The following is an 18617-nucleotide window of genomic DNA, read 5'->3' on the forward strand; positions in this document are numbered from 1 at the left end:
GGCCGGGAGGGCCTGCCCGGGTCACTGGCGCAGCCATGCGGCGAGACCTCCCGCCGCACCAAGGAGGCCGCCCAGGGCGCTCAGGGGCCCGGTGAGTGCGGGGTGCTCGTGCATCGCGTACAGGGCGCAGCCCACGGCGAGCAGGACCACCGCGGCCCAGAGGGCGCGTACGGACTGCTGGGACGCCGGGGCCGGCACCGGGGCCGGAGTGGTGGGCGCGGTCGGGGTGTTCTGAACGATCGTCATGTCGGTCTCTCCGTCGGATGGTTGATGCGGACGAGGAACACATTCGGAGCGACGACCGCCACGTTCCAGTTCTCGCGAAAATTCGCACCGGGCCCCGGCAAGGGGTGGGTGAGCGGGGATTCGCGAACGCTTGACGGCCGCAGTTCCGGGGTGTTGGGCAGCAGGGTGCGGCAGTGACGGGTTAGCGGCGCAACCCCGGCTGACGGGCTCAACTCTGCCGGTGCGGGGCGCTCATTCAGGAGGCTCTGACCTGCGTCTTTCCTGAACCGGTCCCACAGGGCTGCTACCGGGACAGCCCGGCCCGGTCCTCGGCCCGGGTCAGGGCAGGTGCACGGGACCACCCCGTCCGGGCACAGGCGCGCGAGGACCCGACCACAGAGGGGTCTGTGCGCGGCCGGACCCATAACCGCCGTCTGCTGCGGACCCTCCGGCCGCTGCTGCCAGGCCCCCGACGGGCCGTGAGCCGCTGTACGGCGATCTGCGGGCCGAACACGTCCCGCCCCGGCCCCGTGGGCCCGGGGCAGCTGACGTGTGCTCAGAACGACGCTGAGGACTCCTCGGCTGCGACTGCCGCCGCCGCGTTCGCGAGCGCCGCACTCAGGTCCGCATCGGACTCCTGTCGCGCCTGCGTCCGCGCGGCCTCGCACTTCCAGCAGAGCCCTGTGACGGTCTGCACCGTGCGCCCGCACGGCCCGTCATGCCCCGGGCAACCGAGGGCCCTTGCCGTGTCGGCCGCGTCCACGCACGGAATGCACATCGAACTCTCCGCGACCACCGTGCGCCCGCACCCGGCGGCACACACCGGATCGACTTCGCGCAGGCACCGCGCGCACAGGTCCTCGCCTGGCAACGCCAGCCGGCTACAGGTCTCTCCCTGGCAGTCGCGCTGTGGCCCATGCCCGGACGTAGCGGCGGCCAGCTGCTGCTGACGCTCTGCCCACGAGACCGACGCGGCCGACGACAGATCGGCCCGGCGCTCCGTTGGCTGCCGCGGGTCTCCGGATGTCTGGGCCGGGATCGGCCGCACCGCGCTGGCAGGACCGGCCGCCAGCAGATCGCGCAACCTGCCTTTGACGACCGCGCCGACCGTGTGGGTCAGCGGCCGCGGCAGCGGCTGCGACAGCAGCGCGTGCCGGATCTCCTGCGCTGTGAATCCCTCCAGCAGCATCCCCGAGGCCATCAGGCCCTGATCCCGCAGCGACTCGGCATGCGTGATCGTCCACTCCGAAGCCTCCGCCGCAATGGCACGCAGTACCTCCACCCCCGGCGTCATCTCCACCGGAGCGCCCCCCGCCCTTGCTGCTGCGTTTGTGTTCGGCGCGGCGCCAGCCGCCGGGCCCGCCCCACCGGCCGCCACCGGCCGCTGCTCCTCGACCCCGACGCCGCCCCCGTCCGTCCGTCCGTCCGTGCCCGAACCGCTCGCATCCGGGACCTGTACGTCAAAGACGGACGGACGGACGGAGTCGTTTGGGGTTGTGGACAGGGTTACAGGACTGGTTTGGGTGACTTGTAGTCCCCCCGTGCCGGACTGAGAGTCACCCCGTGCCGGACTGAGAGTCACCCCGTAGCCGTCCGAATCACGGGGGGACTCAAAGTCACCCCGTGACGATTCGCGCTGTTCAGCGGGCTGTTTCTTCGCCCGCGGCTTGCCCTTGTCACTGCGCTGCTTCTTCTCCGGCGCCGGAGCGATGTCCGGCCGTGTGGACCTCGTGAGCGGAGGCCGTCCGCGCTCCTGCCGCTCCCTGTTGATCCGGTCGATGTTCGGGAACCACGAGTACGGGATCAGCAAGTCGTAGACCACCGGCCGCCGGTCCGCCCGGATGTACTCGGCAGCCCGCTGATCGCCCTGCGCGATCATTCCCCGGGCCTCCATGGCCTGAAGGGCCCGCAGCACCGTCTTCGGGTCCACCGTGGTCCGGGCCGCGACCGTCGGCCGGGACGGGAAGCTGTTGCAGCCGTCCGGGTCCGCCTTCTCCGCGAGCATCGTGAGCACCGCGAACTCGTTCACGTTGGCGATCGGCGCGTCGTTCGTCGCCCACAGCACAGCCTCGAAGCTCATCGGGCCACCGCCTTCGGCGTGCCTGCCTGGCCCTGTGGCCTGCTGCCCGTGTTTCCACGTACGCTCATGGGGAGCGCACCTCCATCTCAGGTGCTTCGGCCGGTCCCGGTGCTGGTAACACCGGTCGGCCCCGTAGGCCCCGCCTTGTGCGGGGCCTGCTGCGTTGTGGGGGCCATGCTTGCGCATGACCGCCCGATGCCGACGCCGACTGGCCCAATGGGCAAGCCGGCGGTGGACTTTCCACCGGCCTTCTGAGGCGGCCGATTCACCGACCTCAATAAGCATCGGTAGATGCTCTGCCTGACGCAGACCGGAGAAATGATCTCCATTTCGGGGACCGGCGGCCTTTTCCTCCGTGGCGCGTGCTGCCCAGAATTCGATTCTTTTCGAGCCGTCCGGAACACCTGTCAGTCGGAGAGCGGCACGCGTGCGCCCGGGGTGTAGACGTCCTCCCAGTAGCCCAGCGGACGCTCGTCGTCGTGGAAAGTAACCGTGGTTACCAGGACAGCCACTGCGGTGTGGGGCGGCACGTCGATCTCAAGCGCGTTCAGCTCGTCCCGTGACGCCTGTCGGGCGTGCGCGGTCCTTTGCCCCTTCACCACATCTCGGCCGGTCCGCTCGGTGTAGAGCTCGCCGAACTGGCGGACCATGCGGACGTCCTCCGCCAGCTCGGGCACTTCGGCGACCGTGTGGGGCGGGTAGACGGAGACCCCAACCGAGGTGGGCCGGCCGTCCTGTTGGAAGACGCGGATGCGGATGACGGCCTCGTCGCCGGGTTCCAGGTCGAGCGCCTTGCACACGTCGGCGTCGTAGATCGACCTCTGCATGACGCGGTGGCCAGTAGAGGTCTCTCCGGGGGCGTACCGGAGCCCGTTCCGGGCCATACGGTCCAGCCGGTCTGATCCCGTGATGACGATCGGGGACTTGGCCACGACAGACCCAAGGGAGCCCCGCGACGTGACCAGGCCCTCGCTCTTGAGCACGCCCAGCGCGCGGCTCACGGTCTTTGCCGCCACGTCGAACTGGTCTCGGATCTCTGCCACGGAGGGAAGCGCGTCGCCGGGGGCGAGTTCCCCTCTCTTGATGCGCGCGCGGAAGTGGCTCGCCACGTCGGCGTACCCCTTCCCGGGTGACTTGTATGCCACAGCTGCTCCCGTTTCGCCTGATTGACAGTACGCCTCGAAGGTACATCAATGGTGCGCGAAGGTACAACGGTTGCGCCTGCGAGGCGCTTCATGTACCTTCATGGCGTCGCAAGGTACATGAAGTACCTACCGATGAACCGATTCGTACCTTGCTTCGGTCTGCCGGACGCGACGGGCCCCGACACGGCGCTGCAACGCCAGATGTGCCGGGGCCACTGTCCGAACCCCCTGGATGAGAGAGGGAACCGACGTGTCGATTGTGTCTGAGCGGGTGGTCCGCGTGTTGCGGGCGGGGCTGGCGGAGGAGATCGAGCGCCAGATCGAGGAGGACAACGCGCGGGGTCCGGAGCCGGAGGCCCGGGTGCTGGTGTCGTCGGCGCTGACGGTGCTGGAGCTGGTGCTCCGCACGCACGGCGAGTCGTGCCGGTGTGAGGGTGCGTGCGGTACGGAGCACCCCGGCCGGATGTGCCGGGAGGACGGGACGCCGAAGGAGCCGCTGATCGCGGCGCCGTACCCGCTCCCGTGCACCGAGCACGAGACGGTCGCCGCTTCGGTGGAGGCGCTGCGCCCGTGGTGCGCGCCGTGCTGGCGCAAGGCGAAGAAGCGGACCACGGAGCTGGCGGCGGAGTTGCGGCGTCAGCAGCTGGACGAGGCGCAGACGGCGCTCCCGATGGACCTGTTCGGGGGTGGCCGGTGATGGCGGTACGGAAGGTTGAAGCGTCGGTCGTGACGCGGACCCTGCTGCCCGGCCGTGGTGACGTGTTCGAGCAGACCGAGGTGCTGTTGTTGCCGCCGGGCTACGTCGCCGCGTCGACCGGGACGGAGCAGGGCAGCGACGAACTCCGTATCAAGCGTCTGATGATCGCGGCGATCGATCGGGTCGGCTGGGCGCGGTGCGCGGGGGGCTGGCTGTGAAGCTCTCGCTGAATGCCCGCCAGCTCGCCCGGGAGGCCGGCCCCGTGGGGGACATGGCCTGCCGGGGTGTGGACCCGGACCTGTTTTTCCCGGAGGCGTCCCCGGTGTCGGGTCCGCCGTCCGTGGAGGAGCGGGAGGCCCTGAAGGTCTGTGCCGGGTGCCCGGTCCGTGACTGGTGCCTGGCTCGGGAGATGGCGGAGTGCACCACCCCCGCCCGGATCATCGGGGTGCGGGGCGGGCTCCGGCAGGCCGACCGCCGTGCGTTGTACGTCCAGACGCACGGTCGGCGTGCCCCGTACCGGGCGGGGGCAGGCGATGAGTGACAGCGTGGCTGATTTCCTCGCGTCGATCGACGACGTCCTGAACGCCACTCAGGCTGCTCTGGAAGAGCCGGCCGTCCCGGCTGCTCCGGTCGTCCCGGTCGTCCCGGTCGCTCCGGCCGTCCCGGCCGCGCCGGAAAAGCCGGTGAGCACGCTGACGGACGTGGAATACGTGCGGGTCGGTCCGCAGATCTCCGCGCGGCTCAATCCGCCGAAGCCTCCGCCGGCGCTTCCGCCGGTGCCGGTGGTCCCGCCGGTAGAAGCGTCCGTACCGGCGGAGCCGGTTGCGTCCGCCGAGACCGAGCCGCCCGTCGAGGCGCCCGCTGAGGCACCCGTCGAGACCGTGGTCGAGGAGGCGGAGGCGGGGCCCTGGTGGCAGAAGAAGCCGACCGAGACCGAGCCGTCCGCCGGGACTGGGGCTGAGCCGTCCGTCGAGGCCGCTGTCGCGGCTGCCGTTGTGGCTGGTGTCGCGGCCGGTGTTGCGGCCGGCGCGGCTCCGGAGACCGCGGGGACCGTCACGGTTCCGAGGGAGCCGAATCCGCGGTGGCGGTGGCTGCTCTACAACGGCGGTGCCGCTGCGGCCGGTCATCTCGCGCTCTGGTCTCTGGCCGGTGACCCGATGGCCGGAGCGCACTACATGGCCCGGATGACGGCGTCCGTTCCGCAGCTTGCCGCGGCGGGTCTCACACTCGTGGCCGCGTACGGCGGTTGGCGGGTCGCGGGGCTGATCAAGGGGCTGCCGGGCCTGCCCGGCCTGGCCGTGCGCCCGCTGGGGGCCCTGGGGGCCGCTTTGTGGGGCGCGGGATCCGCCCCGCTCGTGCAGACCGCCCTGGACGCGATCGAGCCCTGGGGGACTCTCCTGTCCCCCCTCCTGGCGGCGGGGCCACTCGCGGCCGCGTGCTGGTACGGCCTGGACCGCCGCGCCGCCCACGCCCGCCTGATCCGCCCGGTGCGGTGGCTGGCCCGTATCCCCCTGGCGACCGTCGTCGTCTCCTCCCTCCTCTACACCCCCGGAGCCCTGCTGTGAGCATGAGCATCATGACCATCGCCGCTACTGACGTCGTTCTCGCGGGGGGTCCGGTCCTCGGCTCGGTCGGGATCAGCGGGCTGACCCTGGCGTCCGGGCTGTTGCTGCTGTTCGGGCTGCGCGGCTCGGACCGTGTGACCCTCAACCGGGACAAGGCGGGGGGCCTGGGCATCGGGTTCGGCACCCTCGCGGTCGCGGCCGGGAACCTGTGGGGCGACGTCGTCAAGGGGATCTCCGAGGTCCCCACCTCCCTGATCCAGGGGGCCGGCGTGGGGAACATCGGGCTCGGCGGCGTCGCCCTCGCCCTCACGATCTGCACGTTCTGCCCGAAGTGGAAGAAGCTGATCTGGCCCGCGCTGCTGGGCATTTCGGCCGGGGTGATCTACGGACAGGCGGGCGGGATCTGGGGCATCGGCGTCGGCCTGGTCCTCAAGTTCGCCGGAATCGTGGGCGCGCTGTGAGCGCGGTCACGGAGGTGAGGGCGGTGACGCTGGGCGCCGGTTCCGCGCTCACCGCACTGTGGTCCGGGTCGGTGGTGCTGGCCGGCCGGATCTGCCGGTGCGCCGCGTGCGCGCTGGCGTGGGCCTGGGAGCAAGCCGCCACCGACCCTGCCGCGCAGGCCGCCGTCCAGGCGCACGCCGCCAAAGCGGCCAAGGCCAAGAAGACGGAGGGGGAGGCGGCGGAGGGGGAGGCGGAGGAGGGGACGGCTCCGTCCGGGCGGCGCCCGGCGATCGAGGCGCTGGCGTACCTCGCGCTTGGTGGGCTGCTGGTGGCCGGGGCGGCCGGGACCGTGGGCGCTCTCGTCGCCCCGTACATGGGGCTGCTGGCCCCGTGGAAGCCGGTGATCATCTCGGTCGGGGGAGTCGGGTGGATGGTCGCGGCCTGGATGGTCGCACCTCCCCCGAAGCCCACCGACGACGCCACCGACGAGGACCAGGAGCACGAGGACCAGGAGGACGGGGCCGACGAGACCGTCGACCGTGGCACGGCGCTGCTGTGGCACGTACTGCGGGCCCTGGCCGACGCAGAGTCAGCGGGGCGCGCCGGACTGCATCTCGACGTCGTCCTCGACTCCGCGACGGCCGCCGGACTGCTCCCCGAGGACACCGAGCTGCCCGCGCTGCGCACGTGGGTGGAGTCCTGCGGGCTGCCCACCGCGGACAAGGTCGGCATGCGGATCGGGGGCAAGCCCGTCACCCGCGTCGGACTCCGTATCGACGCGGCCACAAAGGCCCTGGGGATGACCCCCCTGGCACTCCTCCGGGCCCGTGCCGAGACCCCCGCCGGGGGAGCTGCCGGCACCCCCGCTCAGCCGGTCGGGGAGACCCCCGCCAGCACCCCCGCCAGCATCCCCGTCGAGGCCCCCGTACCGGCCGCCCTGAGGCTCATCCCCGGGGGCCGCCAGCCCCTCTCCGAGGCCCCTTCCCCGGCCCTCTCCCAGGAACCGGTCCAGGAAGCCCGATAGACCGCCCTATCGGGCCTGTGACCTGCGGTTCTATCACCCGCCCTAACACCCCCTGACGGCCCGTCTAACGCCCCTCCCTGACACCCAGAACACCGGATCCCGGAAGGGGTCCAGACCGCCTGACGACTGCCCGATCCGCCCGAGTGAGACGGGCGGTGAGGGGAGCCGGTCAGACACACGGCCCCACACACAAGCGCGGAGCGACCGTCATCCGCCAAGACAACCGGTCGCCCCGCTCCATCTCACACAGAGACAGGAGCCCATCGTGGCACTCCGCCAGACCATGCCCGCACGCGACCCCCAGCGTGCCGAGGCCGAGCCGCAGCACGTACGCGAGTACTCCGCCAGCAACGGCGGCTACACCACCAACCCCGCCACCAAGCCCGTCCCCGGCACCCCGAAGGAGGACCGGGCATGAGTGACATCGCCGAGCAGCAGGCCGCCGACGCGCTGGCCCAGCAGCGGATCCAGGAGGCAATGAAGGCCGCCGCCGACGCCGAGGCCGCCCGCGCCGCCCGCGAGGCCGCAGAGGCAGCACGCGCGGAAGGACGCTGAGCATGACCGCGCTTCCGATCCGGCCGACGCCCCACGAGCGTGACGGACGCTCTGGCCAGACCGAGACCGCCCGGCCCCATCCCCCCGCTCCCCACTAGCCCTGCCCCTGACATCGCATCACCGCGCCCCGGGCGGACTCTCCGCCCGGGGCGCCCCACCACCAGGAGCACCCATGGAGTTCATCCGTTACCGCGTGGTCGACGAGGACGGCACGTTCCTCGACGAGTTCGCCAGCAACGCACCCGACTTCGCGGAGGAGCGCATCGCCCGCATCCGGAAGTACCGTCCCAACCTCGTCGTCACCGAGACCCCCGACAACTGACACCGCCTCACCGCGTCCCGGGCGGACACCCGCCCGGGACGCTCTCACTTCACCGCCTACCGTTATGCGTTTCGGCAAAGGGAGCACACCACGATGACGATCATGTTGGAGAAGAGCGCCGTTTCGGCGGGCGGCGTGGCCGTTTCAGCGGACAGCGCCGACGTTTCAGCGGGCAGCCCGGCCGTTGCACCGGAGGGCATCGCCGTTTCAACGGACGATGCCGAGGGGGAGGCGGGGGAGCGGCCGGCGGGGCGGCATCGCGGGCTGATGATCCCGCTCGCGGTCGTCGCGGTCGTCTCGGGTCTGGCCGCTGCGACGATCGGTTTCGCTCTGTCGTACGGGGCGCTGCGGTCCGCCGCTGTCGGCTGGGGGTTCGGCGCGGGCTGGCAGAGCTACGCGTTTCCGATCGGTGTCGATGGGCTGATCATCGCCCTCTACACGGTGGACCTGGTGCTGGCGTGGAAGCGGATGTCGCGGCCGTGGCTGCGGGTCGCGGCGCACGGCATCACCGCCGTGACGATCGCCCTGAACATGGCGGCCGCCGCCGGATCCGCGCCGGGCTCGCCGGGGCTGACGGACGCTCTGCTGGAGCACCCGGCGCGTCTGCTGGCCCACGCCGGGATGCCGATCGCGTACGTCTTGCTGACCGAGGCGGCCCGCTGGGCGATCGTGCGGACCGCCCAGCTGGAGGCCGGCGCCCACACCGAGGACCGGCTGACCCTGGCCGACTGGACGCTGCGCCTGCCCACCACATGGAAGATCTTCCGGCACGCGAAGACGTGGCCCTCCACCTACGCCGAGGCCCGGACTCACGTCCGCGACCTGGCGGTTTACCGCGTGTGGCTGGCGCACCGTGAGGAGATCGAGGCGGGCCTGGCCGAGGACCGGGTGGGTGTGCTGGACCGGATGCCCGAACTGCTGGCCCCGTACGGGGTCAGCGTGGAAGAGGCGCGCGCCCTTCCGGCCCTGATGCAGGAGAGGGAGCGGCGGCGCAAGGAGGACCAGGAGCGGACCGAGGCGAAGCGCACGGAGCGCAAGGAGCGGGAGCGCCAGGAGCAGGAGCGCCAGCAGGAGCGGCAGGCGCGGGAGGACAAGCGGGAGCGGCAGCGGCAGGCGCGGGAGGATCAGCACGCGGAGCGCCTGGCGGTGCTGGAGACCGAGGCGGAAGAGACCCGGCTGGCGGGCGAGCTGGCGGTGCTGCGGGCCCAGACCACCGGTGCGACCCGGGCCGCCGAGGCCGAGGCCGCAGGGACGAGCGCGACCGCCGAACTGACCGCACAGACGGCACTCGCGGCGGTGCGGCGGGCGGCCACGGAGGAGCAGCGCCTGGCCGCTCTGGAGGACGCCGCCGAAGAGACCGCGCGGATCGTCGAAGCGAAGAGCCGGACGGCTGCAGCCGAGGCCGCGATCGTTGAAAGCGAGCGGAAGGCCGTTGAAGAGGCCGCCCGTCTGGCGAAGGTGCGGGCTGCGGAGGAACGCGGCAAGGCCGAGGAGGAGGAAGGGAAGGCGCGGGCGGAGAAGGCGCGGGCGGAGAAGGCCAAGCACCGCCACACGGCCGCCGAAGACACGGCGGCGGCCGCCGAACGCGAACTGCGGGCCGCCGAAATGGCGGAGCTGGCCGCCGAAAACCGGGCGCGGGCGGCGCACGCCGAAGCGCTGGCTGATCTGTCCCTGGTGCAGATCAAGACTCGCGTCGTCGCACGGCTGCTGCTGGTTACCCCGGAAGCGGACGGCGCCACCATCGCGGCCAAGCTCGGCGGGGCGTCCGCTTCCACCGCCAGTGGCTACAAGAAGGCCGCCCAGGAGCTCATCGACCGGGGCTACCCGGACGTCGACCCCGAGCTGACCGCCACATCCGCGGCCGCAGCCGCCGGAGTGTCGATCCCCGGCCAGACGGAGATCACCGTCTGACCGTTCGACGGACGAGAGGCCCGGGGCGCACCAATCGCCCCGGGCCTCCTGTCTGTTCTACCCCAGGACGGTTTGGGTCCGTCGCCCGCCTCCGGCCGGACCGCCCCGGTTCATTCCCAAATTTGGGAATGAACCGGGGCGGCCGTTCCCGAGCAGGAACGGCCGCCCGTGGTCAGGCGGTGGGCGGGGCAGGCCGGGCGGGGTCCGGCTGTTCCTGGGTCAGTTCGTGTTCCAGGCGGTCGATTTCCTCGCGCAGCGTCCGGCACAGGGCGAGCGCGCGGGCCGGTTCGGTGGCTGCGAGGCGTTTGAGCTTGCCCACGTTCAGGACGCCGGCCGGGTCGAGCGGACGTGGTGCAGGGGCGGTGCGTCCGGCGGCCGGTTCGAGGTTGACCTTGTAGCCGCATTTGATCGCGGCGTCGCGCAGTCCGCGTTCGGTGAGGTCGCCCGCGGTTTCGGCGGTCTTCCAGCATTCGCGGGCGGCGTCGTCGCCGTGGTCGCGCTGGACGGAGACCAGCGGGCGCAGCGGTTGTTCCTTGAGTTGCCGCCGGGTGACTGACGCCAGGGCCCGCACGACCGGGCCGATGCGGATCACCTTGTTCATGTAGTCGCCGCTGTGGCCGTTGAGCGCACGGCCCCAGGCGTCGAACGTGTCGTAGCCCGCCAGCCGGAACAGCTCCTCGTCCCGCACGATCTGGTAGGGCTCGCCGACCCACAGCAGGTACTGCTGGGTGATGCGCTCGGTGGCCAGCTCGGTCTGGCGGTCCGCGTGCAGGATTGCGTTCTCGCAGTACGACAGTCGCTCGGCCGGATCGGCGGCGCGCGGCGCGACGAAGACGGAGACTGCGGGAAGACTCGGAAGACTATTAGTCTTTTCGTCACTTTGACGAGAAGCGGTGGCCTGCGGAGACTGGGAAGACTGGACAGTCCGCTTGGCCGGATCGACGTCTGTGCCGGTCTTCGTCGCCGCGAGCTGCTCGGCGATGGTCGTGCGCGTGCCGGCCATCACGCCTCCACCGCGTTGGTCTGGCCGATGCGGTCGCCCGCGCCGCGCAGGCCGTGTTCCAGGGCGTAGCGGTAGAAGTCCTCGCGGGCCTGGAGCTCGACGCGGTTGTTGTTGTACTGCGTGACCACTCTGGTGGCGTTGGTGTGGACGCGATAGCGGCGGATCACGGTCTGCGCGACCGGCCAGCCGTGCTTCTCGCAGTAGCCGCGGGTGCCGTCCACGTACGCCTGCCCCTCCGCCGGCGGCCAGTTGTTGATGACCACCTGGTACGGGATGCCGCGCGGCTTGACCACCCATTCGATCGTCTGCCACGTCGGCTCGTAGGAGTCCTGTTCGGTCAGGATCGGCACGATCACATCGTCGGCCTGGTCCAGCAGCGCCCGCAGGATCTGCCCGTAGCGCTCGTTCCCCAGCGGATCCTGACCCGTCTTCGGGTCGATCTCCGCCCAGCCGGGCGTGTCCACGAAGATGTGCGCATACGGCAGCGCCTTCAAATGCGCGATGTTGCCGACGTCCCCGGAGATGTCCAGCACGTCGAAGGGCTGCTCAGCCAGCCGCGCCGCGCGCCACAGGGTCGTGCCCTGCGGGTCGGCGGATGCCACCGCCACGTAGGGCTGCCCGTCCGGACGGGTGCCGCACACATCGGCGCACACCGCGCCCATGTTGAGCGAGATCAGGCTCTTGCCGACGCCGCCCTTGCGGTTCAACAAGACATGGACTTTGGCCACGCGCTTCCTCCGTTCGCTTCACCACCCCACGGGCGGCTACTTCGGTTTCAACCGACAGTCTCTCAATGCCGCCCGTCAGGGCCCGACTGCCGCACCGGACGGTTGCCCGGCGGCGTGTTCGTGGCCGGTGCCGAGGACCCGGCGGTTTCTGTCCGGTCCGGGGGCGGGCGGCTCGGTGGTGGCCCGGACGTCCGGGGTGATGCGTTCGGCGGCGAGGCCGGCGCGCGGCGCGGTGGGCGACAACCCGGAGTTGTCGGGGCGGGGTCCGGTGCCCAGCGGGCGGCGGCGGTCGTTCATCCGGCCAGTCTCCCCCCGGAGTGATCAAGAAGTGGTGGCGGGTTTCAGGGGTGGGCCGCCCCGGACTCGTGCCGGACGTGCAGCGGGCGGCACCTTGAGGGGTGCCGCCCGCTGCTGTTTCTCAGGTTCTCGGACCGGGGTGTGTGCTTTTAGATGAAGGTGATGTCCCAGTGGACGCCGCCGCTCCGGGGGATTTCGTAGACGTACTCGGCGGAGATGCCGTTGAGGGTGCCGTGCCAGCGGGCGTCCTTGCCCCGCGGGGCGCCCTTGCGCTGGGTGGTCTTGATCCAGTTGGTCACGCAGCGGCCCTCGTCACGGGTGCGCAAGTCGAGCTTGTAGCCGTTGGCGTGGGAATGGTTGCCCCTGGTGCTGTGGCCGGACTCGGTGCCGCCGGTGATGGTGATCGTGCAGCCGCTGGCCTTCTTCAGGGCGATGACGCCCTGGATGGTGCGGGCGCGGACGCCTCCGAGGGAGGTCCGGCCGACCGGGGCCTTGATGCCGGCCGCGGCGAGCTGCGTGAGGGCCTGGCGGTGGGTCAGCTTGCCGTTCGTCGGAGCGGGCTTGGTCGGGGCGGGCGGGGTGGTCGTCTTGGTTCCGTTGATCAGCTTGTTCCAGGTCTTGGGGCCGATGATTCCGTCGGCGGTCAGGCCGTGGGCGCGCTGGAACGCGGTGGCCGCGTTCCGGGTGGCCGGGCCGAAGGCGCCGTCGACCGTGATGCGGTTGCCGTATCCGGCGAGCTGGGCCTGGGCGGCCTTGACCGCGGACCCGTTGGAGCCGCTGCGCACGGTCGGGACGAGCTTGTTCCAGGTGTTCGGGCCGATGATTCCGTCGGCGGTCAGGCCGTGGGCGCGCTGGAACGCCGTGGTCGCGTTCCGGGTGGACGGGCCGTAGATGCCGTCGGCGGTGGTGGAGTGCCCGGTGGCGGCCAGGAGGTGCTGGGCGGTGGTGACGTTCACGCCCCGCGCCCCGGTCTTGAGCAGCGGCCAGACAGCCGTGGACGGCGTGGTCGTACCCGTACCCGTACCCGTGCCCGACCCCGTGCCCGTGCCGGTGCCCGGCTGGGCGGGGGGCTGGCCGGGACTGAGGTGAGCGAGCGTGCGCAGCTGGGTCAGCGTGCCGCGGTAGGCGTTGACGTCGACGTTGCCCCTAAGGCCGGGCACCGTGCCGGTCTCGGTGTGCTGCCAGATCGACCAACCCCTGCCGCCGACCGGGGCGGGCTCACGGGTTCCGCTCTTGTAGCGGGGCTGCCACAGCGGGCTGTTCTTCAGCGCGGAGACGTCACCGCGCAGGCACCTGTCGGTGAATGCCTTGGAGGTGTAGACGATCGGGTTCACCCCGAACGCCTGCCGGGTCGTGGAGAGGAACGCGCCGACCTGCGCGCTGCTGATCCCGGACGGGCACTCCCCGTCGAGCGTCTCCAGGTCCACCACCGGGGGCAGCTGACCGGCCGTGCGGCCGTTGTAGCCGGCCACACGGACCGTCGTGATGAAGTGGGCGGCCTGCGCCGCGCCGCTGCCGGACGAGTACATGTGGTACGGCGCGTTCATCAGGCCCGCCCGGGAAGCCGCGGCGAAGTCCCCGCGGAACGTGGGGTCCTTGTACCCGGTGCCCTGACTCGCCTTGTGGAACACGAAGGAGTACCCGCCCCTGGCCGCCGTCGACCACTGGATCGGGTGAGCGTTGTGGTGGCTGGTGTCGAAGCCCTTCACGCTGTACACGGTCGGGCTGGACGCCTGCGCCCGCTCGCTTCCCGAGGCACTGATCACGCCAAATCCGACCGCCGCGACCGCGGCCATGGCACCTGCCTGAAGGGCCGTCTTCTTGCTGATGATGCGCACTTCTTCACCCGTCGTCAGACCCGCCGGCACTCGTCCGGAGGGCAGTTGATGCGGCGCCTTCGCGGCGTCGACGAGATGAAGATTCGGGGTGCCGCCGTCCCACCGGTAGCCTGATCGCCATTCCACCCGTACCGCACCGTCCCGGCCGTTCCACAAGGCCCTTGACCTGCGAAAAGGAACGGCTGTGGAACATGACGATCACATCGGTACTGGGGGGAAGACCCATGCGACCCGAACAAGGCGACATGCCACCCGCGCAGCCACTGCCAGAAGTAGCCGCGCTGCTCCAGGCACTGCGTCAGGTGAAGGAGTCCAAAAACCTCTCCCTGGACGCCTTCACCCACGACACCGGCTACTCCCGCTCCTCCTGGAACCGCGTCCTCAAAGGCGCGGCGTTCCCGCCCCGGACAGCGGTGGAACGGCTCTGTTCCCGCCGCGGGCTGGACAAGAGCAAGCTGCTGGGCCTGTGGGACGACGCTGAACGGGCCCGGCGCGCCGCAGACCAGCAGACAGAGACGGCCGGCACCGAACCCCCGGAAACAGTTCCTGCTCCGGTCCCCGAACCGGCCGCCCCGGACCCCACCCCACCGACAGTCCCCGACCCCGTTCCCGGCGCTGCGGCCCCGGCTCCTGCGACGGCGGCCCCTGCCCCCCCTGCCCCCACACCGGCCCCGCCCGCTCCCGCCAAACCATCACCCGCGAGTCCTCCTGTTGCGCCTCGGCGCCGGATCAGAACCCTCGCGCTGATCGCCGCCGCTCTTGCCGCGCTGCTGCTGGTCGGGCGCTGGTACTCGGTCCACGAGACGGACAACCCCGCCGTGTCCCAGCCCGAGACCGGCGGCGACAACCGTCCCAGCGACGACCAGCCGGTGGACGACGAAACCCCCAAGAGCAGCACCCCACCGGCCACAGCTCCGACGAGCAACGAAGAGAAGAACAAGGACCACGACCAGGACCAAGGCAAGGAGTCCTCAGGCGAAGAGGACACGAACAAGGCTCCTCACCCCAGCACCTCCGCCAAGGACCAGGCAGCATCGCCCGCGGCCTCCGTCTCGCCCAGCCCGGCCGCCGCGCTCGGCGCCGCCGGCCGGGCCAACTGCCGCTACAACTGGGACCGCACCCAGACCATGGCCAAAGGCATGGTCGGCTCGAAGGTGAAACAGATCCAGTGCCTGCTGAACAACAACTACGACTACACGCTCACTGTCGACGGCAAGTTCGGGGACAGCACCGATACCGCCGTACGCGCCCTCCAACGCTGTAGCGGCCTCAAGCCCGACGGCCAGGTCGGACCCCAGACCTGGAAATACCTCGACACCCCCATGGCCGGCTGCGGGCACTGAGAGCCCGCGGGGCGTTCGTGGCGGAGTGCCGAACTGTCCGCCCAGGGATACCGGCCGACCGTCTGACGAGTCGCCGTGATCCGCTCACGTCTGCAGCGGCTTCCTGAGGATCGAAGGCGGGAGACGCCAACGGCCCGCCTCCCACGGAAGCGGGGGAGTGCGGGCCGAAGTGTGTCCCGGGATGCTCGGGCCCGGGTACCGTCCTGAGTGCGACGTCAGAACGGAGTTCGTCATGGCGCAAGACGCTGAAAATGGCCCGGGTTCGTTCGGTCAGCGGGTCCGACGAGCACGTGAACGGAGAGGGCTGGCGCGGCCGGTGCTCGCTGGTCTCGTCGGCCGCAGTACGGAATGGGTTAAGGCCATCGAGACTGACCGCCTGGGCATGCCACGCCTGCCGCTCCTTCTTCGTCTGGCGGAGGCGCTCGGTGTGGACGATCTCGCCTCGCTCACTGGTGATGAGCGTCTGGCGGCCGCCACCTACACCAAGGCGGCCCACCCCTCGCTCCTGCGAGTGAAGGAAGCGCTGACGGACTACAACGTGCTGGCCCGCGACGAGGAACCCGCGCCGGCGGCAGGGCTCGCGACGAGGGTCCGACATGCCTGGCAGGCATGGCACGGCGTCGGTGACCACCGCACCCGCGTAGCCGACGTCCTCCCGGCTCTGCTGGCGGACCTCAAGCACGCCGCCCGCGCGCACGAGGGAGCCGATCGTCGGCGGGTCCAGGTGAGCCTCGCGCAGGCCTACCACCTCGCACAGCTGTACCTCTCGTTCCAGCCCGCGCAGGAACTGGTGATGCTCACCGGCGACCGGTCCATGACGATCGCTCAGGACGCCGACAGCCCGCGCGCCATCGCCGCTTCAGCGTGGTACCTCAACCATGTGTTCCGCGACGCCGGGGAACGCCACGAGGCCCGCGTCGACCTGGCGATGAAGTCCATCAAGCTGCTCGACCCGGACCGCGGATCCGAGGACATCACCCTCGGCGGTCTGCTGCACCTGGCTGCCGCTCTGTCGTACGCGAAGGTCGGGCAGAAGGGCAACGCCGAACGGCACTGGGACAAGGCAGACGAGGCTGCCCACCGTCTCGGCGACGGCTACGCGCATCCCTGGCTGATCTTCGGCCAGGACATGGTCAACGCGTACGCGATCACCATGAACAACGATCTCGTCCGGTCGGGCGCGGCCGTCGACGCGGCCACGCACATCGACCTCGCCACCATGCCGTCGGCCACCCGCCGCAGTTTCCACCTCATCGAAACAGCGCGCGCGTACAGCCTGGAGGGTGAGTCCGTCGCGGTCGTGCATCTGTTGAAGAAGGCGTACAAGGCCAGCCCGGAGACGGCGAGGTACAACCTTTTCGCCAGGGGTGCGGCCGTGGAGTTGGCGGAGAGCGGCAGTGCCGTCATCCGCGACGACGCGCGCGGTCTCGCGCGTCAACTCGGGGTCGCCGCGTAGGGGTACAACCTGTACCCCTCGGAGAGGGGGTAGCGACTGTACCCGTCGCTACCCCCTCCGGCATTTACGGTCGTGCTCCGACCCACCACCGACCCGAGGTCTGGCGATGTCCGGCATGACCGCAGCACGACCCCGCAGAACGGGGTACCCCGGCTACAACACGACGAAGACACGCGCTCCGCAGACAGCAGAAGAGGCCCGGCGTCTGGCTCGTGTGGCGCTGTGCGCATGGGGCCTGGACGACGCGGCGGAGACGGCAGCACTGGTGCTGTCGGAGCTGGTCGCAAATGCGGTCCGGCATGCCCATGGTCCTGCGGTCCGCATCATCGTCGACCGTCCCGCGGACGACCGGGTCTATGTGGCCGTGATCGACCGGGCACCCCAGCGGTTACCGGAAATGCGCACCCCAGCCCCAGATGACGTCAACGGGCGCGGCCTGGTCCTGGTCGACGAGCTGGCCGACCGATGGGGCTACGACCTGATGGGCTCCGGAACCCGGCCGTGGGGTAAACGCGTATGGGCTGAGATGGAGGTGAGCGGATGACCAGGACCGATGATCTGCCAGGGGTCGGCGACGAGGTGATGGAGGGCAGGGTCCGCGCGATCGTCACCGACATCCGGGGCGGTGTCATCTGGCTGCGTACCACCGGGCGGGCGGAATGGCCGGCGGAGAACCCGACGCAGCTGAAGGTGAGGCGGACCCGCGCCGAACTGATCGCCGCGGGGGATCTGTGAGAACCCGCCGCCGGAGCGGGCCGTAGCCCGCCCAAGAACCCCGCTGCCCGCGCCTCCCCCGTCACGGGCAGCGGCCGGAAGCGGTGTTCCGGAACCCACCCCGTGATGGGTTCCGGGACACCGCTGCGTTCCAGTTCTGGCTCAAGTAGCGCTGTACGGGCGCCCGCAGGCTCAGGCGGTTGCCGGGGCCGGGCGCAGTGCCGCGAGCGGTGAGCGCCGGCCTTTCTCCACCGCGCGCAGCTGCTCCCAGTCGACTTCGGGGTGGGCGGGGATGACCGCGTCGACGGACGCCGTGGTGTAGAGCGCGACGTCGACGGCCCCGGCCCGGCTGGTGCCGAACTGGACCTCGATCGATTGCGGGGAGCGGAGCCAGCCGAGCCGGATCATGTGGTCGAAGTCGGCACGGCGTACCCGGAGCCGGGCGGCGGCCTGCTCGGGTCCGAGCGGGGTGTCGGCGGCGACCAGGTCCGCCAGGTCCTCGCGGCGGCAGACCTCCGCGACCTGGTCGGGGTGGTGCAGCGTCCCCTCGGGGTTCGCGCTCAGGTCGGCCAGCAGGCCGCGGTCGACGAACCGCCGCACCACGAACGCCGTCACGTTCGCCTTCTCGCCGTACGCGGTCGGGTTCGGGGTGCCGAGTGCGTCGGCGATCCGGTCCGCCGCCGCGCCGCCGCCGATCGGCCCGGAGGGCATCGCGGCCCGGATGGCGTCGGCGTCCAGCGCCTCCACAGCGGCCCGGGACCACTGGGAGGACGACGCGTCCGGGTCGGGGATGAGTCCGGCGTGCCGGGCCCACCGAAAGGCGGATGCGGGCACGTTCAGGCGCTTGGCGGCCTGTCCCGCGTCGTACTCGGTTCGTCGCATGAGATCACCTCTCGATCGTTCGTCGGAAGTGGCGGATAGAACATGACAGAACACACGAAAAGATGTCAATACCCGTTGGAGATAGGCAAGTTGGACGCGCCTCCGCTAGGACTGCGCCCGCGTACGCGAAGGAAAATCACTCGCCCGGGTGCCGCCACGGCCCGAGCGGACGGCCATGGTCGGGGCGACCACGGACCCGACCATGAGGCCGACCACGGACCCGACCATGCCGGGGCCGCACCCCGACCGCGGCGCCAGAGCCGGGCGTGTCCGAAGTGACACGCAATTCGAACAAGCGGTGTGCCACGAACGCTGAGAGGAGCTTTATGTAGGCGAAGTTCTGAAAGCGGTGCTGTGCAAGAGATGAAGGTATGGCCCTTCGGAGCCGCCC

General features: G+C 70.9%; 22 protein-coding genes. 14 read left to right on the top strand and 8 right to left on the bottom strand.

What is annotated here, in order from left to right:
* Positions 1-21 precede the first annotated feature (21 nt).
* From ACGFU7_RS40750 to ACGFU7_RS40760, 3 genes are all read right to left on the bottom strand, one after another.
* Positions 22-246, bottom strand: a complete 225-nt coding sequence (locus ACGFU7_RS40750; RefSeq protein ID WP_393703098.1) for a hypothetical protein — start codon at positions 244-246, stop codon at positions 22-24.
* A gap of 535 nt (positions 247-781) precedes the next feature.
* Complete coding sequence (locus ACGFU7_RS40755; RefSeq protein WP_393703100.1) at positions 782-2305, bottom strand: hypothetical protein; 1524 nt, start codon at positions 2303-2305, stop codon at positions 782-784.
* Positions 2306-2712: 407 nt separating this feature from the next.
* Entirely contained in the window at positions 2713-3450 is a 738-nt protein-coding gene (locus ACGFU7_RS40760) for a GntR family transcriptional regulator (RefSeq protein ID WP_393703102.1), read from the bottom strand.
* Between the two features lie 250 nt (positions 3451-3700).
* Between ACGFU7_RS40760 and ACGFU7_RS40765 the strand changes: the two genes are divergently transcribed.
* The 10 genes from ACGFU7_RS40765 (at position 3701) to ACGFU7_RS40810 (ending at position 9965) form a co-directional block, all read left to right on the top strand.
* Positions 3701-4147 carry a hypothetical protein gene (locus ACGFU7_RS40765; protein WP_393703104.1) on the top strand — a complete coding sequence of 149 codons (447 nt, stop codon included), beginning with the start codon at positions 3701-3703 and terminating at the stop codon, positions 4145-4147.
* 29 nt (positions 4148-4176) lie between these two features.
* Complete coding sequence (locus ACGFU7_RS40770; protein ID WP_393703105.1) at positions 4177-4365, top strand: hypothetical protein; 189 nt, start codon at positions 4177-4179, stop codon at positions 4363-4365.
* Entirely contained in the window at positions 4362-4688 is a 327-nt protein-coding gene (locus ACGFU7_RS40775; RefSeq protein WP_393703107.1) for a WhiB family transcriptional regulator, read from the top strand. The genes ACGFU7_RS40770 and ACGFU7_RS40775 overlap by 4 nt, the downstream gene beginning before the upstream one ends.
* A gap of 4 nt (positions 4689-4692) precedes the next feature.
* On the top strand, positions 4693-5712 hold the full coding sequence (locus ACGFU7_RS40780) for a hypothetical protein (RefSeq protein ID WP_393703109.1): 1020 nt from the start codon (positions 4693-4695) through the stop codon (positions 5710-5712).
* A 2-nt stretch (positions 5713-5714) separates the two neighbouring features.
* The gene (locus ACGFU7_RS40785; protein ID WP_393703110.1) at positions 5715-6173 is read left to right on the top strand and encodes a hypothetical protein; all 459 of its coding nucleotides are present in this window, start codon (positions 5715-5717) and stop codon (positions 6171-6173) included.
* A gap of 23 nt (positions 6174-6196) precedes the next feature.
* Complete coding sequence (locus ACGFU7_RS40790; protein WP_393703111.1) at positions 6197-7177, top strand: hypothetical protein; 981 nt, start codon at positions 6197-6199, stop codon at positions 7175-7177.
* Between the two features lie 265 nt (positions 7178-7442).
* Positions 7443-7595 carry a hypothetical protein gene (locus tag ACGFU7_RS40795; RefSeq protein ID WP_393703113.1) on the top strand — a complete coding sequence of 51 codons (153 nt, stop codon included), beginning with the start codon at positions 7443-7445 and terminating at the stop codon, positions 7593-7595.
* Positions 7592-7732, top strand: coding sequence for a hypothetical protein (locus ACGFU7_RS40800; protein WP_393703115.1), 141 nt, complete (start codon positions 7592-7594; stop codon positions 7730-7732). Before ACGFU7_RS40795 ends, ACGFU7_RS40800 begins: the two co-directional genes overlap by 4 nt.
* Positions 7733-7904: 172 nt before the next feature.
* On the top strand, positions 7905-8054 hold the full coding sequence (locus ACGFU7_RS40805) for a hypothetical protein (RefSeq protein ID WP_393703117.1): 150 nt from the start codon (positions 7905-7907) through the stop codon (positions 8052-8054).
* A 93-nt stretch (positions 8055-8147) separates the two neighbouring features.
* Positions 8148-9965: a DUF2637 domain-containing protein gene (locus tag ACGFU7_RS40810; RefSeq protein WP_393703119.1), complete on the top strand. Its 1818-nt coding sequence runs from the start codon at positions 8148-8150 to the stop codon at positions 9963-9965.
* 172 nt (positions 9966-10137) lie between these two features.
* Here the strand turns inward: ACGFU7_RS40810 and ACGFU7_RS40815 are convergent, their stop codons facing one another.
* From ACGFU7_RS40815 to ACGFU7_RS40830, 4 genes are all read right to left on the bottom strand, one after another.
* Entirely contained in the window at positions 10138-10968 is an 831-nt protein-coding gene (locus ACGFU7_RS40815) for a hypothetical protein (protein WP_393703120.1), read from the bottom strand.
* The gene (locus tag ACGFU7_RS40820; protein ID WP_393703122.1) at positions 10968-11696 is read right to left on the bottom strand and encodes a ParA family protein; all 729 of its coding nucleotides are present in this window, start codon (positions 11694-11696) and stop codon (positions 10968-10970) included. The genes ACGFU7_RS40815 and ACGFU7_RS40820 overlap by 1 nt, the downstream gene beginning before the upstream one ends.
* Before the next feature lie 75 nt (positions 11697-11771).
* Positions 11772-11993 carry a hypothetical protein gene (locus ACGFU7_RS40825; protein WP_393703123.1) on the bottom strand — a complete coding sequence of 74 codons (222 nt, stop codon included), beginning with the start codon at positions 11991-11993 and terminating at the stop codon, positions 11772-11774.
* A 149-nt stretch (positions 11994-12142) separates the two neighbouring features.
* Positions 12143-13957: a peptidoglycan-binding protein gene (locus ACGFU7_RS40830; RefSeq protein WP_393703124.1), complete on the bottom strand. Its 1815-nt coding sequence runs from the start codon at positions 13955-13957 to the stop codon at positions 12143-12145.
* 98 nt (positions 13958-14055) lie between these two features.
* Here ACGFU7_RS40830 and ACGFU7_RS40835 point away from each other — a divergent pair, with 98 nt between their 5' ends.
* The 4 genes from ACGFU7_RS40835 (at position 14056) to ACGFU7_RS40850 (ending at position 17365) form a co-directional block, all read left to right on the top strand.
* A complete protein-coding gene (locus ACGFU7_RS40835; protein ID WP_393703126.1) occupies positions 14056-15174 on the top strand; it encodes a peptidoglycan-binding protein in 1119 nt (372 codons plus the stop codon).
* A 232-nt stretch (positions 15175-15406) separates the two neighbouring features.
* Positions 15407-16630 carry a helix-turn-helix domain-containing protein gene (locus ACGFU7_RS40840; protein ID WP_393703128.1) on the top strand — a complete coding sequence of 408 codons (1224 nt, stop codon included), beginning with the start codon at positions 15407-15409 and terminating at the stop codon, positions 16628-16630.
* 115 nt (positions 16631-16745) lie between these two features.
* The gene (locus tag ACGFU7_RS40845) at positions 16746-17174 is read left to right on the top strand and encodes an ATP-binding protein (RefSeq protein ID WP_393703130.1); all 429 of its coding nucleotides are present in this window, start codon (positions 16746-16748) and stop codon (positions 17172-17174) included.
* The gene (locus tag ACGFU7_RS40850; RefSeq protein ID WP_393703131.1) at positions 17171-17365 is read left to right on the top strand and encodes a hypothetical protein; all 195 of its coding nucleotides are present in this window, start codon (positions 17171-17173) and stop codon (positions 17363-17365) included. The genes ACGFU7_RS40845 and ACGFU7_RS40850 overlap by 4 nt, the downstream gene beginning before the upstream one ends.
* Before the next feature lie 171 nt (positions 17366-17536).
* On the opposite strand, the gene ACGFU7_RS40855 is transcribed toward ACGFU7_RS40850, so the two are convergent.
* A complete protein-coding gene (locus ACGFU7_RS40855; protein ID WP_393703133.1) occupies positions 17537-18226 on the bottom strand; it encodes a hypothetical protein in 690 nt (229 codons plus the stop codon).
* Between the last annotated feature and the right edge of the window lie 391 nt (positions 18227-18617).

Source organism: Streptomyces sp. NPDC048473 (genome assembly GCF_043200155.1).
Lineage (GTDB): Bacteria > Actinomycetota > Actinomycetes > Streptomycetales > Streptomycetaceae > Streptomyces.